This window comes from Alteromonas sp. 4NS20-0143 (genome assembly GCF_057542855.1).
This window is the reverse complement of sequence record NZ_BAAJLR010000005.1, coordinates 191,602-206,837: the sequence shown is the minus strand read 5'-3', so window position 1 is coordinate 206,837 and position 15,236 is coordinate 191,602. Positions and strand designations below refer to the sequence as shown.

Annotated in this window: 17 protein-coding genes and 1 tRNA gene; 11 read left to right on the top strand and 7 right to left on the bottom strand. The window is 43.0% G+C overall.

The annotated features are described in order from the left end of the window. Positions 1-338 precede the first annotated feature (338 nt). The 3 genes from AC27HD_RS12535 to AC27HD_RS12525 all read left to right on the top strand — a co-directional run bounded on the left by AC27HD_RS12535 (position 339) and on the right by AC27HD_RS12525 (position 3,550). On the top strand, positions 339-1,151 hold the full coding sequence (locus tag AC27HD_RS12535) for a hypothetical protein (RefSeq protein ID WP_487106235.1): 813 nt from the start codon (positions 339-341) through the stop codon (positions 1,149-1,151). 328 nt (positions 1,152-1,479) lie between these two features. Next, positions 1,480-2,604 (top strand): site-specific integrase, encoded by a 1,125-nt coding sequence (locus AC27HD_RS12530; protein WP_487106233.1) that lies wholly within the window; start codon positions 1,480-1,482, stop codon positions 2,602-2,604. 43 nt (positions 2,605-2,647) lie between these two features. Further along, entirely contained in the window at positions 2,648-3,550 is a 903-nt protein-coding gene (locus AC27HD_RS12525) for a hypothetical protein (protein ID WP_487106231.1), read from the top strand. A 286-nt stretch (positions 3,551-3,836) separates the two neighbouring features. Here the strand turns inward: AC27HD_RS12525 and AC27HD_RS12520 are convergent. From AC27HD_RS12520 to AC27HD_RS12510, 3 genes are all read right to left on the bottom strand, one after another. Then, positions 3,837-3,913: transfer RNA gene (locus AC27HD_RS12520), tRNA-Val, on the bottom strand. A gap of 137 nt (positions 3,914-4,050) precedes the next feature. Further along, positions 4,051-5,127, bottom strand: coding sequence for a patatin-like phospholipase family protein (locus AC27HD_RS12515; RefSeq protein ID WP_487106229.1), 1,077 nt, complete (start codon positions 5,125-5,127; stop codon positions 4,051-4,053). A 219-nt stretch (positions 5,128-5,346) separates the two neighbouring features. Next, positions 5,347-5,763 (bottom strand): MarR family winged helix-turn-helix transcriptional regulator, encoded by a 417-nt coding sequence (locus AC27HD_RS12510; protein ID WP_487106227.1) that lies wholly within the window; start codon positions 5,761-5,763, stop codon positions 5,347-5,349. Positions 5,764-6,059: 296 nt separating this feature from the next. On the opposite strand from AC27HD_RS12510, the gene hmgA reads away from it, so the two are divergent. After that, entirely contained in the window at positions 6,060-7,358 is a 1,299-nt protein-coding gene (hmgA, locus tag AC27HD_RS12505) for a homogentisate 1,2-dioxygenase (RefSeq protein ID WP_487106381.1), read from the top strand. 329 nt (positions 7,359-7,687) lie between these two features. Further along, positions 7,688-8,761 carry a 4-hydroxyphenylpyruvate dioxygenase gene (gene hppD, locus AC27HD_RS12500; RefSeq protein ID WP_032095033.1) on the top strand — a complete coding sequence of 358 codons (1,074 nt, stop codon included), beginning with the start codon at positions 7,688-7,690 and terminating at the stop codon, positions 8,759-8,761. 152 nt (positions 8,762-8,913) lie between these two features. Here the strand turns inward: hppD and AC27HD_RS12495 are convergent, their stop codons facing one another. Further along, complete coding sequence (locus tag AC27HD_RS12495) at positions 8,914-9,273, bottom strand: VOC family protein (protein WP_032095032.1); 360 nt, start codon at positions 9,271-9,273, stop codon at positions 8,914-8,916. Between the two features lie 486 nt (positions 9,274-9,759). Between AC27HD_RS12495 and AC27HD_RS12490 the strand changes: the two genes are divergently transcribed. From AC27HD_RS12490 to AC27HD_RS12465, 6 genes are all read left to right on the top strand, one after another. Beyond that, positions 9,760-10,149 (top strand): ACT domain-containing protein, encoded by a 390-nt coding sequence (locus tag AC27HD_RS12490; protein WP_032095031.1) that lies wholly within the window; start codon positions 9,760-9,762, stop codon positions 10,147-10,149. 2 nt (positions 10,150-10,151) lie between these two features. Next, entirely contained in the window at positions 10,152-10,655 is a 504-nt protein-coding gene (locus AC27HD_RS12485) for a PTS sugar transporter subunit IIA (protein ID WP_032095030.1), read from the top strand. 84 nt (positions 10,656-10,739) lie between these two features. Further along, positions 10,740-11,087, top strand: a complete 348-nt coding sequence (locus AC27HD_RS12480) for an ArsC family reductase (RefSeq protein ID WP_487106224.1) — start codon at positions 10,740-10,742, stop codon at positions 11,085-11,087. Continuing rightward, complete coding sequence (gene dapE, locus AC27HD_RS12475) at positions 11,081-12,217, top strand: succinyl-diaminopimelate desuccinylase (protein WP_487106222.1); 1,137 nt, start codon at positions 11,081-11,083, stop codon at positions 12,215-12,217. Before AC27HD_RS12480 ends, dapE begins: the two co-directional genes overlap by 7 nt. Beyond that, entirely contained in the window at positions 12,217-12,900 is a 684-nt protein-coding gene (locus AC27HD_RS12470; protein ID WP_487106220.1) for a M15 family metallopeptidase, read from the top strand. Before dapE ends, AC27HD_RS12470 begins: the two co-directional genes overlap by 1 nt. Before the next feature lie 71 nt (positions 12,901-12,971). Then, positions 12,972-13,178 carry a DUF2897 family protein gene (locus AC27HD_RS12465; RefSeq protein ID WP_487106218.1) on the top strand — a complete coding sequence of 69 codons (207 nt, stop codon included), beginning with the start codon at positions 12,972-12,974 and terminating at the stop codon, positions 13,176-13,178. A 56-nt stretch (positions 13,179-13,234) separates the two neighbouring features. On the opposite strand, the gene AC27HD_RS12460 is transcribed toward AC27HD_RS12465, so the two are convergent. The 3 genes from AC27HD_RS12460 to astE are packed head-to-tail and all read right to left on the bottom strand — an operon-like array spanning position 13,235 to position 15,068. Next, positions 13,235-13,561, bottom strand: a complete 327-nt coding sequence (locus tag AC27HD_RS12460; protein ID WP_032095025.1) for a heavy metal-binding domain-containing protein — start codon at positions 13,559-13,561, stop codon at positions 13,235-13,237. Between the two features lie 51 nt (positions 13,562-13,612). Then, a complete protein-coding gene (locus tag AC27HD_RS12455) occupies positions 13,613-14,017 on the bottom strand; it encodes an HIT domain-containing protein (protein WP_487106216.1) in 405 nt (134 codons plus the stop codon). Positions 14,018-14,027: 10 nt separating this feature from the next. Beyond that, on the bottom strand, positions 14,028-15,068 hold the full coding sequence (gene astE, locus AC27HD_RS12450; protein ID WP_487106214.1) for a succinylglutamate desuccinylase: 1,041 nt from the start codon (positions 15,066-15,068) through the stop codon (positions 14,028-14,030). Between the last annotated feature and the right edge of the window lie 168 nt (positions 15,069-15,236).

The following is a 15,236-nucleotide window of genomic DNA, read 5'->3' as shown; positions in this document are numbered from 1 at the left end:
GCTTTGCTCCAGCCCCTACCATGCATGGACTTTGGAAATTATATTCGCCAGACAGCGCTAACGCTTTTACGTAAAATGTAAGCGAAATACAGAGATGGCTGAAAATTTTACTTATGCTTTTTACTTACCCCTTAAAACATGAACTGTTGTCTCTGTACCAATAGTTCAATCACTTGAGCACTAGATCTTCGTCTAAAAAAAGAATTTGAAATAATTTAGGCATATAGCCAGATTTGCAGTGTTAATTTTAAGGCGCCTTTGTCTATTCAACACAAATAATTGATGATATTTTTGGACAAGGATTCTGGTTTATAAGACTGATTTACAAGGACAGGTAAATGATGAAACTCTTTCACTCCCGCTTAAAAAGCACAAGCGTAAAAAACACCGCTTTTTATCGCTCTTACACAATCATCGGCGTAACCCTAAGCGCTTTGCACCTAACTGCTTGCAGCGATAATAATGACGCAAGTGACATCGACGCTGTTGAGGAAGTTGATTCAGCTATTGGCATTTGGTTTGGCGATGCGACAACTATAGATAACGAACAAGAAAGCGTTGTAGTAGCCGTTTCCTCAGAGGGAAAGGCAATTCTGTTTGCAGAAAACTCTAGCAATGTGCTTATTGCGAATGATGTGGTTGGCACAAACGTCATCACTTCTGAAGATACTATGTACTATCCCAAAGATAATATGACGCGATATGGCTCAATGCAGGCAAGTGCAACAAGCGACATGCTTGAAGGGACGGCAACGGTATCGGGCAGCGTCATTGAGTTTTCTGCTACGACAGTGACGTCACAAGACATCATTACCCTTACTGATGTTGCTGGAAATTATTCTGACTCATCTTCAGATAACACTTTCACTCGCTCTTTTGCTATAGACAACGAGGGTGTAATAAGTGGCTCTGACACTGCAGGCTGTATTTACTCAGGTAATGTCGAACCTATCGCAGATGTTAATACGCTTTTTAACATAACGGTCGAAGTTGATACATGTTTTGAAGACTTTACGTATGAGGGCCTTTTGGCCTATGGAACCTTCCCTTTTGACTATGAAGGTGCAATTAACGATAGGAAAGGGATTGTCATCGTGGCCGAACATGCGTCAAGAGCATACGCTATAAGACTATTTAGCCCTCAAAATTAAATTAGTAAATATACTTAGGATTGTTCGATAAGGTATTTGATCACATTCTGATTTGCTATTAGCGAGCTTACATGCACAATTCGCGACACTTTAAAGACGTGGTTTTAAAAGAAGCTTTAACGGAATTTTAGAAGAAAAATAGATGGTGCGTCTACCCTGATTCGAACAGGGGACCTCTACCATGTCAAACTGGTGATCGCTACGCTGTAAGCCTTATCCAGCCTGACTACCAGCGCTCCGTAATTAATTTTGTTCCCCAATTGTTCCACTAGATATTCGTACAAGAATCAGAGATTTGTATGAATTATCATCATTAATGGGTAATAAAATGGCAAGAATACAAAAACGTAGAAAAAAAGATGGATCTTTCACTTATACGGTGACGATTCGTAAGGGCAAGTTAAAACACAATCCGGAAATTAGAACTTTTTCAAAAAGAAATATTGCTGAGTCGTGGGCACGAAACATCGAGACTGAAATCGAGCGTGGAACTTATACAGGCTCAATGTCACCTCGCAGTTACAAAGTGTCAGAGCTTATAACTCGATATGTTGAGGAAATCTTGCCGCACAAGAGCCCAGGTACACAGGAAATTAGTAAAATTCGATTTGAAAAGCTTCTAGACGATTGCCAAGGCTACACACTCGACCGGTTCGATAATGAAATCATGTACGGCATTTTCACTTCGATGTTAGACCGTGTCACCAAACAAACCGAGCACAAACCAGCCAATTTACAAAAGAAGTGGTCTAGGGGTTATGTCGTAAAATTCATTCAAGATATGATAAACGTCTTTCGAGTGGCAGGCTCTCTCTGGAATGTACCTCTTCCTTATGGAAATGTAGCGGCCAACGCACGTAAGTTGATGAAAGAAAACTATCTACTAGTAGGCTCCGACTTACATAAAGACACTCGCCTAGTAAATGACCAGTATTCTCGGCTCCGATATTTCAAAGCCAATGGCACTTTGTTCAAACACTTTGCATTATTTGCGATTGAAACAGGTATGCGCCGCTCTGAAATAGTAAATATGAAGCGTTCAAATATTGATTGGAAGCAGCGCATTTATACACTCGAAGAACATAAATCAGATGCTAAGCGAACTAGGTACAAGAAAGGCCGAGAAGTTCCTCTTACTTACAGGGCGATAGCACTTTTAAGACTGGTTATTTGGTCACAAAAAAACGACCAAAAAGGAGTATGGCCTTGGAAAGGAAAACACGCAGGTTCAACCGCCTATCGTGGTGTAAAACGAATATTTAAAAAACTCGGTATGCAACAAATAACTATACATGATTTACGACATGAGTTTGGTTCATATCACATTGATCGTGGCATGGATATGAGATTAATAGGAGCGGCAATGGGCCATCAGTCATTAAACTCGACTAAACGATACACCCACCCAGATGCTAAGAAAGTTGTAATGCTATTTGACGAAAAACGCTTGTAACGTGGTAGAGTGTCGCTAGTTTAATTTTGAGGATAGGGAATTCATGGCTTTAATTGAACTAGCGACAAATCACGACGTTAACTCTATTGTCGAAGCAATAATGTCGTTGAAACAAGAGGACAATGTATGGTTGGAAATAGGAAAAAGCTTAGTAGTTCCTTTCGCATCCGCTTTTGGCGGTGCTTACTTTGCCTACCAATTTCAAAGTAAATCTGTCAATCGACAATATCAAGTGCAACGAGTTATTGAGCTTAATAAAATAGCACAAGAAATCGACAGGCTTTCAAACCTTCTTAAAAATGTTAAGTCCTCGTACGTGCTTAATACTGTTACAGCTGATCCTTACACTCGTTTAATTGCAACTCGTAAATGCGAGTTTGAGTTGTCACCACCGCGCTTTTACCCATCAGGAACAGTAAATATTAACTACGCTCTTAGTAAAAACAGAACTCTTACTACGTCGACAATAGAAAGTACCTTCACTAATTTTAAAATGTGCTTTGAACAATGGAATGAATTAAAAAAAATACATCGAGCTATTGCTGACAATATGCCCGATATCCGCTGGTTAGATAACCCTCTCCAATATTGCAACTTTTTACGCAATTGCAGAAGCACGGATTTGTCTGAAACACTTGCGTTCGCAGATGATGTGATTAACCTAACTGATTATCTGTTATTGGATTCTTACCACATACTTGTCGGAATTCGTAGATTTTGTGCTGAGAAATATGATTCTCGGGTAATACAAGAAGCTGATGGCCTATATACCGCAAAAATTTCGAACGCTGATGTTCTCATCGAGTTGTTGCGCCCTGTGCCTAGTGGTGATACTGAATCTTATATAGCAAACTTTAAAATTAAGCCCCAAAATAATGTGAGCACAGAGCTATTACCACTTCCAACTGCTTCACAAATAAAACAGGACTATAACTTAAAACATTAGCCAACTTGGTGTAAAAGTCATATTTTCATGCAAAAGACTAAAGTGGAACATTTGTTCCACTTTTTTTGTGGCAAATAAAATCAGCTTCAACTGCTTAAGCTTAGATAATATTTGTTCCACTCTAAAATGCTGAAAAATACAGGATTATACTGGTTTATGCAGGAAAAACTGATAATCTAAAAAATGTCTAAGCTAACTCCACTAGCTATCTCAAAAAGAGATTAGCCTATCGAGCGACCGACCTTCGTAAGTTATTGAATATAAAAGGGATTTAAAAAATTAGTTTTGGTGCGTCTACCCTGATTCGAACAGGGGACCTCTACCATGTCAAGGTAGCGCTCTAACCAACTGAGCTATAGACGCATTGTATATCTGGGCGTTGATAAATAACAAATGGGCATTTGTTTGCTCAACGGCGCGTATAATACTGAGGCAGAATGAAAGCTGCAAGAAAAACTTAACAAATCGCGCTTAAGTGTTTATTTTACCAGCAACTTCATCTAACGTTGATTGAAAGGAAGGGGTTTAATACTGTCTACCAATCTTCCATCGTTAACCGCTTCCATAAAGTACTCCCCCAACCTATCGGTTTCGCTTAGTACAGTTTGCCAGTATTTTATGCGCGTTGGCGCATCGAGTACTTCAAAATCTTTCCTATCAGGTATCTTGCCGTAAGGCAGTTTTGCAACAAACGATGGCGAGGGCACTAGCATCACTACATTCTCGTAGCTTGAACGGTGAGGTACCCTGCGCTTTAAGCCTTTATCAAACCATCCAGGTATAGGTTTGTTGTAAAAGTGAGGATACAAAACCAAGCCTTCATCGGGGCCAAAAGACACGTCAAAATGATAGTCGATTATACCGCCGTCTCTGTACATGCCTACTGGCGCGCCCTCAATTTCTCTCACCCCTTCAATGACAATGGGGATAGACCCTGAAGCTAAGAGTGCGCTATGAATATTCCCTTCAGTAAGAGAATGGAAATGAGATGGCATACCGTATGGGTCGGTAATGGTTAATTGGCTGTTGGGCGAAGAAAACACGTACCGCTCGTAAAGCTTTGCTAAGTTCTTGCGGCTGACCGTATTGGCCGCTGCGCTCATGGCAAGACCCGAGAGCTGTTGCAATTTACTTTCAAACCGTGTGGCACCCAAGCATTTAGCCACAATTAAGTGGGCTTTGAATCGCTCATTGGCCAGCACTTCTTGCTTGCCCTTGTCGCTGACCATTTCTTTTAAAAGATCTTCTGCTTTCGCCGTAATCTCTCGCGCCGTTGGCTTATTGCTGCTGTAGGTAGTGGTAGAGTATGACTGTGCCAGCCTGTTTATGGCAGCAAGCGGATCGTTTTGTACTGCGCAGATTGCGCGAAACGCACCTGCCGACGAACCTATAACATGAATTTGATGCTGAACATTGGCAAACCATTCAGGGAATAAAACTCTGTCTAAACCAGCTAGCGAAAACCATTTCGGGCCGCCTGAAGCGCCTAAAAAGTAACTAAACAATTCAGGGCGGAAACCATTTTTTAAAATTGTTTCGTGTGCTTTTTTACCTGCATATACTTCTAATGGTGCCACTGGTTTTCCTGTTCTGATTTTTACAGCTACCGCACCGTGTTTTGTGCTGCGCTTTTTACTGTGTTCCGTGCTGCGCTTTTTGCCGTGTTTAGTGAGTGCTGTGCTGTATTTTGTGCTTTACTGCATTTTGAACACAAATTACCAGTTAACCTGTTAAAAGTAACCGTTTTACCTCACAGAATGTCACTTGTCCTACCACGCTATTTAAGCACCAAGCCTTTACTTTTGTTGGCTTAAGCTATTTATCACTTTTAAAAATATGTGATACTCATCGTCAGTGATATTTTCTAATCTGTCTGTTTGCCACTTCGCAACTAATGGTGTAAGCGCGTTGTAAGTACGCACTCCTTCTTCAGACAACGATATGTTGATAGCTCGCTTATCATTTACATTCGTTTCGCGAACAATCAGCTGCTTACTCTCTAATTGCTGAAGCGCTCTACTGGTTTTGACTTTATCTAAACGAGTGGCAACTGCAATATGCTTTGATGTTAACGACGTCGCATTACCAAGCGTAGCGAGCACGCGCCATTCTGGCATGGTTAACCCATAGGGCTTGTATACCGTAGCGAGTGATTCACTTAAATCACTGGATAACATAGCGACCTTATAGGCCAGCATATCGTTTAACTGCACGGGTAACTTCCTTACATTTATCGCTTCTTATAAAAGCTGTCTGGGTACATAAATAGCAAATCTAACATGTAAACTAATCGGCACAATTTGCAGTTTAATTTCACGCGCTAATCTGCATTCACATTTGATTTACATAGTTGTACGTTCTAGCCTAAACAAATTAGTTTCATTTGTAACTACTTTCGTAAACAGTTTCTTTAGCAGGCGTTAAGCGCAAAAAATTAACGGCAAAGCCTTTTTTTAAAGCGCTTTTGATTAGAGAAAAAGGGCAAGGAGTATTATTGGTGCAAGAATTGATGCAAAATCTAGAATACATGAGTGGGTTTAATAACGAGCACGAAACCGAAGCGCTCGCTGATGCGCTCCCAAAAGGTCAATTTAGCCCGCAAAAGGTAAATTATAATCTTTATACAGAGCAGTTCAGCAGTACGGCTTTTACAGCGCCACGCCACTCTAATAGACGTAGCTGGACTTACAGAATTCGCCCCTCTATTGCGATGGGCGACTTCCTACCCTTTTCTCAATCATTAATTAAAACCGGCCCCGAAACAGACATTCCCTGTCCGCCCAACGTATTGCGATGGGATCCACTTCCGCTACCAGAAACACAGACCGACTTTATCGACGGACTTATTACCGTAGGCACTAATGGCGATGCAAAGGTGCAAACCGGCATGGGTATACACTGCTATTGTGCCAATGCATCTATGGGTAATCGCGTCTTCTACTCTTCAGACGGCGAAATGTTGTTTGTTCCTCAACAGGGCACTCTGTATGTAAAGACTGAGTTTGGTAGGCTAACCGCGGCTCCGGGTGAGATAATGGTTATTCCTCGCGGGGTGCGTTTTTCGGTGGACGTTGCCGAAAACGACCCGGTTCGTGGCTACATTTGCGAAAACTACGGGCACCCATTTGTATTGCCTGAGCGTGGACCGGTGGGCGCAAATGGATATTCAAACCAACGAGACTTCTTTTATCCAACCGCATGGTTTGAAGACAAAGATACGCCACACACGGTAATCAATAAGTTTTGCGGTAACTTATTTGCTGCCGAGCTCGACCATTCTCCCTTTGATGTGGTTGCTTGGGTTGGCAACTCGGCCCCCTATAAGTACGACCTTGCTAATTTCAACGTAATGAACACGGTAAGTTTCGATCACCCAGACCCGTCTATTTTTACCGTACTTACTTCACCCTCTGAATTAGAGGGCACGGCAAATGTGGACTTCGTTATCTTTCCTCCACGCTGGATGGTGGCAGAGCACACTTTTAGACCGCCTTATTACCACAGAAACGTGATGAGTGAATTTATGGGATTAATTGAGGGTACCTACGACGCCAAAGAGCACGGCTTTGTGCCGGGAGGAATGAGTCTTCACAACAGTATGACGCCTCATGGGCCTGAAGCAGAAGTGTTTGAAAAAGCCTCTAATGCCGAGTTGTCACCCCAACAATATAAAGACACTTTGGCATTTATGTTCGAGTCTCGTTTCCCCATAGCGCCTTCCGCCTATGCGATGCAAACTCCCCTACGTCAAAAAGACTACATAGGGTGCTGGAAGGGGTTAAAGAAATACTTTGATGGCACACGCTAAAAACCATTTAGTTTGAAACATCGAGGTAAAACCATTTAGTTGCAAAGAGTTCGGCAACAGTGTGGTGTGACTTTCTTGAACTTGATACGCTGTATCAAAAAGTGAACACCACCAGCCTATATTCTTAGTTTAACTTATCCAATAAAATCAAGGTATTAATTACTATTTACTGCCGCTAAGCGTTTTATTAAACACAACTGAAAACTTATCGTTACAACCATGCTTTCCAATTGGAATAGGCGTGTATCTCCTCACTATTGCTTGTCTTTTAACGTCGCGCTTACAATCGAGTCACAATTACAAAAACACTTTGCTTAAGGAAAATACCCATGGCAGATTTATTTGAAAACCCAATTGGTTTAGACGGGTTCGAATTTTTAGAATTCACCGCGCCAGAGAAAGGTATTCTGGAACCAATGTTTGAAGCAATGGGCTTCACCCTTGTCGCTCGCCACAAGTCAAAAGACGTTGAGTTGTGGCGCCAGGGTGACATTAACCTTTTAAGCAACTACGAAAAAGACTGCCACGCGGCTTATTATGCTGAAGAGCATGGCCCATCAGCATGCGGAATGGCCTTTAGAGTGAAAGACTCACAAGTAGCATACAACGAAGTGCTAGAGCGCGGTGCGCAGCCTATGAATACATACACAGGCCCCATGGAATTGAAGCTTCCAGCCATTAAAGGCATCGGCGGCGCCATGTTGTACCTCATAGACCGCTATAAAGGCGAGAACACAATTTACGACATCGACTTCAACTGGATTGAAGGCGTCGATCGCCATCCAGTTGGTTGTGGCTTCCATACGCTGGATCACCTTACCCACAACGTATATCGGGGCCGTATGGACTTTTGGGCAAACTTCTACGAGAAGTTATTTAACTTCCGTGAAATCCGTTACTTCGACATTAAAGGTGAATACACCGGGTTGTTATCTAAAGCCATGACGGCTCCAGACGGTAAAATTCGTATTCCGTTAAACGAAGAAGCCGTTGGCGGCGGCGGTCAAATTGAAGAATTCTTGATGAAGTACAACGGCGAAGGCATTCAGCATATTGCTTTTGCGTGTGACGATCTTGAAGTGTGCCTTGATAGGCTAAAAGCCCGAGGCATGAAATTTATGACGCCTCCGCCCAACACGTACTACGATATGCTAGAAGAGCGTCTACCCGGCCACGGTGAAAACGTAGAAGAACTGCAAAAGCGCGGTATCTTACTCGACGGTACCACAAAAGATGGTGAGCCTCGCCTGTTACTGCAAATATTCTCAGAGACCGTATTTGGGCCTGTGTTCTTTGAGTTTATTCAACGAAAAGAAGACGACGGCTTTGGCGAAGGTAACTTCAAAGCACTTTTTGAGTCTATTGAGCGCGACCAAGTTAGTCGCGGTGCGCTTAGTAAATAAGAGCGGTTAAACAGCAAGAAAGAAGTGTAAAAGAACAACAATAAATAAGTGGGCGAGCGACATATAATCAAATAAAGGCTCAATGCTCACATTAAAAAGCATGTGTTAAACACATGCATTAGGTGACTTTTAAAACGGCGACTGAAGAAATTTCATTCGCCGTTTTTTTCATAAAGTGCACAAGCTGCGCCTGAAGGGTCTAGAATTGTGCAAAACCGATCCTCTCCGTGATGCTTTATCTCTCCTACTTGCTTGCCACCTTTTGTTTCAACGCTAGCTAACGACTGTGTTAAATCATCCACCGTAAAGTAGTTTATCCAGCCTCCGGGTAAGTCGCTATTCACCCCTTTCTTGTGGCAAATACCGCCAATGGGCGTACCGTCGGCACTCATCATAACGTAGTCATTGTACCCGCCCATATCAATAGGCTCTTTTTTCCATCCCATTACTGATTCGTAAAAACTCACTAAATTCTCTGCGTGCTCTGTTGTAATATCACACCAACTAGACATAGTTGTTCCTTATGCATTAACGCCGCTTTTTTAGGACACTGCTTTTGAGGGCAGTGCTTTTTAGAACGCTGCCTTTTGGAAGTAGAAGCCTAGCGACGAGGTCTAAATACTTATCAATAAGTGTAGCTTAGTTATGCCGTTTTTAGCGCGTGTTTTCAACAATGATCATTAATGAGGTACCTGATGAAAACCACACAAAATCATAATTAAGAGGGACAATGTCAAGCTAAGAAATTGCAAAATATATAAACATTTTTGATTTTGCTTGTAGACATAGCCTGTGGAAAATGCTTGTAAAACCTATAATGTTATCCACTGCACATTGTTTGTACAGTTTATTTTATCATTTATAATCAACAGGTTAAGACAAGACCCCAAACTACTCAACAAACTTATCCACAGATTAAGTGGATAACACGTGACACTTAATCACAGTTAATGGTTTAATGTGGATATGTTGGAAGCATTCACGTTTTTTGATTATTCATGCCTAAACAAACACTTTTAGTACACGACTCCTTATTCACTATTCACAGCTTAGATCCCGACACGAGCATTCCGTCTTCCGTGCTAAATAGCCCATTATTCTTTCTTGGAAAGACCGAAGACGAACTGTCTATTGTTGTTCCTGAATCGGTGGAAGTTGACTCCGTCGATAGCGATGAAAATTGGCGTGCACTCGAGTTACTCGGCCCACTTCACCTTTCAATGGTAGGTATTATGGCTGAGTTGGGACACGTGTTGGCGGCTGTAAAAGTTGCTATTTTTGTTGTTTCTACCTTCGACACCGACTTCTTTTTAGTAAAAGACAACAAACTCAATGATGCGGTAAAAGCATTAAAGAAAGCAGGCTATACCGTAAACGGAACTCAATAACCGTGAAGAAAGGTCAGCTACTTTCTTCTCCCCCCGACACGTTTAAAAAGTCGTTCGACATTGCTTCTCCAGTGAGCGGACAAGTACAACCACTCAACTCTATTGATGGTACGCTTTATACGCAGGGTTACTTTGGGCCCGGCGCCGTAATCAATGCACCGTCATCGAGTATTAAAGCGCCTTTTAATGGTATCTGCACACGCGTTACGCCCCTAGATTACGCCATTGAAATTAAATCAAACGTAGGGTTGAAGTGCTTGATAAAGTTCGGAGAAAGCACCCAGCATCTTCACGGTGCTCAATTTAATTGTCACGTAAAGCGCGGTTCAACATTTAAAGCAGGTGCGGTATTATTTACCGTCAATACGGGTTGGCTTAAGCAGCAGGGCGTAAACAATGTTTGTATTATGACGTTGCTCAACGCGAATGCGTTGCTAGGTGTTATGCCCACCACAAGAAAATATGTAGAAGCTGTTGAAGACCCATTACTCACCTTATTTGTGTGATGAATTATTTTACTTCGCTCTTATCAATGGGCTTAGTGACGGTCTCAGTCCATCCATTATATTCAGAAGTACGGAATTAATATTATGAGCACAGTTATGTATGGTATTCCTAACTGCGACACCATTAAAAAAGCGAAAAAATGGTTAGCTGAAAAGGACATCGACTTTACTTTTCACGATTACCGAAAAGACGGTGTTGATGCAGAGTTCTTGGCGCTTGCTGAGTCCCACCTGGGTTGGGAAGTGATGGTCAACAAACGCGGCACGACTTACAGACAGCTAGATGAGGCAGAGAAAGCGACTATCGACAAAGATAAGGCGCTGGCGCTTTTAGAACTTCATCCCGCAATGATTAAGCGCCCTATTTTAGTTAAGAACAATACGTTTCATATTGGTTTTAAACCTGCTCAGTACGAGGAAATATTTTGCTAAACGACTCCGTTATTGATATCGCTAAAAACCTGATTAATCGGCGCTCGGTTACACCAGATGACGCAGGCTGTCAGGACGCAATGAAAGCATTTTTGGGCGAACTTGGTTTTGACAATGAAACTATGGTGTTCGACGACACCACTAATTTGTGGTCGAGACGCAACTCTGAGGGGCCGCTATTTTGCTTTGCAGGACATACCGATGTGGTGCCAAGCGGACCTGAAAGCGCGTGGAAAACATCGCCCTTTGTTGCCACTGAAATAGATGGCTACCTTCACGGGCGCGGCGCGGCAGACATGAAAGGAAGTCTTGCGGCTATGCTTGTTGCCACTAGGGAGTTTGTTAACAAGTATCCTGATCACAAGGGAAGTATTGCGTTTTTAATTACCAGTGATGAAGAAGGCCCTTTTATCAACGGCACAACCCGCGTCATTGATACCCTTGAAGCCCGCAATGAAAAAATTGACTGGTGTTTAGTCGGCGAGCCATCCTCTACCGATCATGTGGGTGATATCGTGAAAAACGGACGCCGTGGCTCTCTCACCGGCGATCTTATCGTAAAAGGTATTCAAGGCCACGTAGCTTACCCTCACCTTGCGAAAAACCCAGTGCACCTAGCGGCGGCGGCGCTTGATGAACTGGCTAAGTCCCATTGGGATAACGGCAATGCATTTTTTCCGCCCACTAGCTTTCAAATCTCCAATATCCACGGCGGTACAGGCGCCGGCAATGTGATACCTGGTGAGCTTCACGTTTGTTTTAACTTCCGTTTTTCTACAGAAGTGACAAACGACATACTCATTGAGCGTACCAGAGCCATATTAGACAAACACGAGTTAGACTATGACATCAAGTGGACCTTTAACGGACAGCCATTCCTTACCGACTCAGGTGCCTTACTTGAAGCCACTGAAGGCGCTATTGAATCAGTAAAGGGGAGCCCCACGGTGTTATCAACCGCGGGCGGCACATCAGACGGTCGATTTATTGCGCCAACAGGCGCTCAAGTGATTGAGCTAGGCCCCGTTAACGCCACTATCCATAAGATAGATGAGTGCGTAAAAATGTCTGACCTTGAGCAACTCGCTGATATGTATTTTGGCATTCTCGAACGCCTGCTTGCCAACTAATGACTCGCAACATCACAGACCAACAGTGGCTAGGCCAGCAAAACCAAGACTTGGTTGATGCTGGTCATGGCCATTTGCTTCACCCTACCGTGAAATTAGCTTTTACCGCTATGCAGCAAAAAGCCCATAGCGACGGTATCGACCTACAAATAGTCAGCAGCTTTCGCAGCTTTGAGCGCCAGCTTGCTATATTTAATAAAAAGTGGCGTGGTGAGGCAATATTGCGCGATGCAAACGGCGAAGTACTCGATAACACTGCGTTATCAAGTACCGATAAGCTGCACGCTATTTTGACATGGTCAGCATTACCCGGCGCCAGTCGCCATCATTGGGGTACCGATTTAGATGTCTACGATAGAGAGTCGGTTCATCAATGGAACGGCTCTTTCGAGTTAGTGGAACAAGAATACCTCCCACAAGGGCCATGTTATGCACTTGCCTGTTGGCTTGAGGGTAATATGGCTGAGTTTGGCTTTTTTCGACCTTTTAGCGAAAATAAAGGAGGTGTTGCGCGAGAGCCTTGGCATTTAAGTCACAAAGCTGTTGCGACTGACTTTGAGCAGTCAAGAAGCATTGAAGCTTTCGCTAGCGCCCTAGAACAAAGCGACATGCTAGGTAAAGATACGGTATTAGCTAATTTGCCTTATTTATACAATCGCTATGTGCTCAATAACGGTTCATAACGATGTGAAGCATCTCATTGCTGATACAAGCACTTTCCAATTTCACATTCACTACATAACTGAGAGCTAGTATGGACACAATTTGGGTAATCGTTATCGTTGTATTGGTATTAGGGGTGGTGGTTGGCAATATTACGTTATTAAAGTACAGCGCTAAATTTAAATTCCCCACACCGCCTAAGCCTGTTGATGATGACAAAACCAGTAAAGGGCCAGCTGGTAAATCAGGGGGTAAGAAAACGTCTAATGGATTTGATGATGAAGACGACGACTGGTAGCAAAAACGCTGCTTAGCAAGCAGCGTTTTTTTCAAATTAACGTGTTAATTTTCAGTTTAAAGCGGAGTTGTTTTTACCGCAGTGCCGCTGATGCTCACCATCAGCATACTGCCTTTATCGCCAATGACCTGATAGTCTAAATCTATACCCACTACCGCATTTGCGCCCATTGCGCGAGCCTCATGCTCAAGTTCACTAAACGCAAGCTTTCGCGCAGTCGTTAGCTCTTCTTCGTATGAACCAGAGCGCCCACCCACAATATCTCTGATAGAAGCAAATAGGTCTTTAAAAACATTGGCTCCCATAACAGCTTCGCCAACAACGATGCCGTAGTAGCCTTCAATTTTGTGGCCTTCAAGTGTCGGCGTAGTAGAGATGATCATAATAACTCCATTTAAGTGTGCTGTTTTATAGATGGCGCTTTTTGCTAATTGTTATTCGCTTAGCGCCTGTTTTAATGTTGATAATATCGTACTCGCCTCGGCATCGTCGTAGGCCACAGGCGCTTGATTACCCCAAACGGGTTTGGGCCAAGCTACATCATTTTCAAAGCGCGCTACATGATGAACATGAAGCTGCCTAACCACATTGCCTAAAGCCCCTACATTCAGTTTATAAGGCGTAAATACCTGCTGTAGCACTGTCGACACCTTGGCTGATTCTGCAAGCAACGTCTGCTGCTCATGCTCCGGTAAATCAATTATTTCAGCGATGTTGTTGCGCATGGGCACTAAAATAAGCCACGGAAACTGCTTGTCATTCATTAACAGTACACGACAAAGCGTTAAATCACAGACAAAATATGTATCATTGTGTAAACGGCTGTCTAACTCAAACATCCTGCTTTTCCTATGCATCAAGGTTTTCTAAAGTGGTTGGCACTACGGTAAGCAGCGCTCGTTGTCCAATAGCCACCTTTGCATTAGGAAATACTATGGCTTCACCATCTTCTTGTGCGATGTACTGCGTATTTGGCTCAGACGCCAACACCGTGCCTTTTGCATAATCAGTAAAATTTGGCGTGTCGTCATCAAAGTGCAGACTAAACTGCTCTTCCTGTCGGTTAATAACTTGGTTTACCCGATAGATATCAAGCTCTTCAATCTCAACCGTTGGTGCATAATTCTCTTCCGTAATAAGGCTTATAAACGCGGCTTTAGCGTCAGCAAAGCGAGCCATATCGTTGTGCCCAAACGGCTGAACCTTTCCAAGTTCCACGGTGAAAGCGTGAGCATTATGGTAATACGAAGAGTAATAGCTAAATGTCGTCGTCGCACTTTCAGATAACAGTATGGTTTTCACCCCACAGGCGGCTAAAAAAGCAAGCTGGCCCTTACTGTGCTTGCGTTCATGCAAAAACGGATATACCGCAAACTTTTCGTTTTTCGAGGCTCGTATAGCGGTGTGCAGGTCGTAATGAAGGCGCTCGCCACTGTTCTCATTAAAGAAATTGGCAACGGCATCTTCTAGCGCTTTAGCTCGTTTGCGCTCACTGTTTACTAATCCTTCGCCTTTAGAGTGTGCACCACTAAATAAGCGGTTCATGTTTTCTTCAACAAAGCGCTCTGCAATATCCATAGCAGGTAAGTTGCCGAACAAGAACAATACATTATGTGACAGCGTGAGTTTGCCCGTTAGAATATGCTGTACCAGCTCATCGCAAATTTCGATAGGCGCGGTTTCGTTGCCGTGAACACCGCAGGATAAAACAACGTTTTTCTTATTAGGCGTGTCCGTTTCAGGATAAAAGCTAATGATCCCTGGCGCTGCAATAACAACGCGTACAACACCGCTGCTGTTTTGCAGTTCAAACGTGATTGGTGTTGAAAATAACGAAGGAGAGCGTCTGGATAACGCGAGAAAATTTTCACTATCGATGAGTTGTTGCATAGTTCAACCGTGCTGATCAAGAATGGATATAGTTTAACTATCCGTTAGTTTAAAAGCACGTTTTCAAGGATAAAACCCCGCATTTGGTTAATGAGGAGCGTAAAGCGCGCCACGCGCTATCAATTGCAATTCGCTTTTATGTAATAACCACTAATAAGCGCATGGTGT

What these genes read in the sequence shown, in the direction of transcription:
- astE (WP_487106214.1), bottom strand. Translation starts at nt 15,068, where the DNA reads ATGCAACAACTCATCGATAGTGAAAATTTTCTCGCGTTATCCAGACGC.
- AC27HD_RS12460 (WP_032095025.1), bottom strand. Translation starts at nt 13,561, where the DNA reads ATGATCATCTCTACTACGCCGACACTTGAAGGCCACAAAATTGAAGGC.
- AC27HD_RS12535 (WP_487106235.1), top strand. Translation starts at nt 339, where the DNA reads ATGATGAAACTCTTTCACTCCCGCTTAAAAAGCACAAGCGTAAAAAAC.
- AC27HD_RS12495 (WP_032095032.1), bottom strand. Translation starts at nt 9,273, where the DNA reads ATGTCTAGTTGGTGTGATATTACAACAGAGCACGCAGAGAATTTAGTG.
- AC27HD_RS12490 (WP_032095031.1), top strand. Translation starts at nt 9,760, where the DNA reads ATGCCTAAACAAACACTTTTAGTACACGACTCCTTATTCACTATTCAC.
- hppD (WP_032095033.1), top strand. Translation starts at nt 7,688, where the DNA reads ATGGCAGATTTATTTGAAAACCCAATTGGTTTAGACGGGTTCGAATTT.
- hmgA (WP_487106381.1), top strand. Translation starts at nt 6,060, where the DNA reads ATGCAAAATCTAGAATACATGAGTGGGTTTAATAACGAGCACGAAACC.
- AC27HD_RS12465 (WP_487106218.1), top strand. Translation starts at nt 12,972, where the DNA reads ATGGACACAATTTGGGTAATCGTTATCGTTGTATTGGTATTAGGGGTG.
- AC27HD_RS12455 (WP_487106216.1), bottom strand. Translation starts at nt 14,017, where the DNA reads ATGTTTGAGTTAGACAGCCGTTTACACAATGATACATATTTTGTCTGT.
- AC27HD_RS12525 (WP_487106231.1), top strand. Translation starts at nt 2,648, where the DNA reads ATGGCTTTAATTGAACTAGCGACAAATCACGACGTTAACTCTATTGTC.
- AC27HD_RS12470 (WP_487106220.1), top strand. Translation starts at nt 12,217, where the DNA reads ATGACTCGCAACATCACAGACCAACAGTGGCTAGGCCAGCAAAACCAA.
- AC27HD_RS12530 (WP_487106233.1), top strand. Translation starts at nt 1,480, where the DNA reads ATGGCAAGAATACAAAAACGTAGAAAAAAAGATGGATCTTTCACTTAT.
- AC27HD_RS12480 (WP_487106224.1), top strand. Translation starts at nt 10,740, where the DNA reads ATGAGCACAGTTATGTATGGTATTCCTAACTGCGACACCATTAAAAAA.